The 1530-nt window shown below is 58.1% G+C and carries 2 protein-coding genes; both read right to left on the bottom strand.

All coding sequences use genetic code 11. The features are described 5' to 3' along the window. Positions 1-623, bottom strand: a 623-nt coding sequence (gene glcF / locus AC1QQ2_RS14135) for a glycolate oxidase subunit GlcF (RefSeq protein WP_479713614.1), incomplete at its 3' end; no start/stop codon positions are given. A 6-nt stretch (positions 624-629) separates the two neighbouring features. After that, positions 630-1530 (bottom strand): glycolate oxidase subunit GlcE (gene glcE, locus AC1QQ2_RS14140; RefSeq protein WP_479713615.1); only part of this gene is annotated, 901 nt, incomplete at its 5' end.

Here is a 1530-nt window from a genome sequence, read left to right on the forward strand (position 1 = left end):
CCACAGCACCCTGCCGACGGTGCAATCACCGCTTGCACACCAACGGCGTCCAACACGCGTGCAGTGGCCGTGTTCACATTGGGCATCATGGCGGGCTGCACACAGCCGGCCAACATCAACACTTTGCGGTCATGGGTTGCAGTCGGCCAACGACCCGCCGCTTGCTTGACTGGCACTTTGGCTTTCAGCGCCTCAGGCAAGATCGCCCGCACTGATTGACCCAGCTTCATTGCGGGCCCAAACATTTTTGAAGGCAATCCCTCCTTCAATGCACTGCGCAACAGTCGCTCGCCCAACGGGCGCTCAACTTTTTCGTCGACCAGCTTTCGTCCAATATCCACCAAATGACCGTATTGCACACCACTGGGGCAAGTTGACTCACAGTTGCGGCAGGTCAGGCAACGATCCAGATGCGATTGGGTTTTGCGTGTCGGCGTCTCACCCTCAAGCATTTGCTTGATAAGGTAGATACGACCACGTGGCCCGTCTAACTCATCCCCCAGTAGCTGGTAGGTGGGACAAGTCGCCGTGCAAAAACCACAATGCACACACTTTCGCAAAATGGCTTCCGCCGCTTGGCCTTCTGCACGGTCGGCGTATTCGGGAGCTAGGTTGGTTTGCATGGCTTCTTACAGGCGGTGGGTGTTGAACACACCCGTTGGATCGAGCTGCTCGCGCAGGCGCTGGGCAATACCACTGGTCGCAGGCGGCGTGGGGTGGAACACACCGACCGTTTTATCGGTCTCGCCATGGGCTTGGCTCACACGAAACAAGGTGGCATGACCGCCCGCATCCTCTGCCAACTGACGTACTTTTTCCGCGTCGCTGGCAGGTGCCCATACCCAACGAAGCGCACCATGCCACTCGACCAAGGCATCGGAAAACGCAGCCATTGCCGGCGCAGTTTGTGCCACGCTTAAACGCCATAAACAAGCGTCTGCGGCAGGTGGTGTGAAGAAGTGATGGGTCTGTTCGCGACACGACAACCACAACGCTTCAGCCTCAGCTGTGGTGACATGGGCGCAAGAAATACCGTAACCCGCAGCGTCACTGGCCATTCGGGCGCTCGCGGCATCGACCGCTGCCACAGCACCACGAAGTCGGACAACCAATGAATCGCGACCGGATTTGTCACGTTTCCAAACGCTGGCATTCAAGGGCAGTGGCTGGCCTCCCCATGTGTTGATCAGGGACAGCGCTTGCGCTTGGTCGCAATTGAATTTCAGATTTGCCTCAGCGGGCGCGACGGGCAACACCTTGATCGACACCTCAGTCAGAACACCCAACGTGCCCATGCTGCCAGCCATCAAACGGCTGATGTCATAGCCCGCGACGTTTTTCATCACCTGGCCACCAAAGGTCAGCAACTCGCCAGCGGCATTGAGCATCTTGATGCCCAAAACAAAATCTTTCATCGCACCAACGCTGGCGCGTGCAGGGCCTGACAGCGCTGCCGCGACTGCACCACCAATCGTTGCATCGGGTCCAAAGTGCGGCGGATCACAGGGCAAGCACTGATTATGAGTGGGC

This window comes from Aestuarium sp., from assembly GCF_023253315.1.
GTDB classification, from domain to species: Bacteria; Pseudomonadota; Alphaproteobacteria; order Rhodobacterales; family Rhodobacteraceae; genus Marivivens; species Marivivens donghaensis.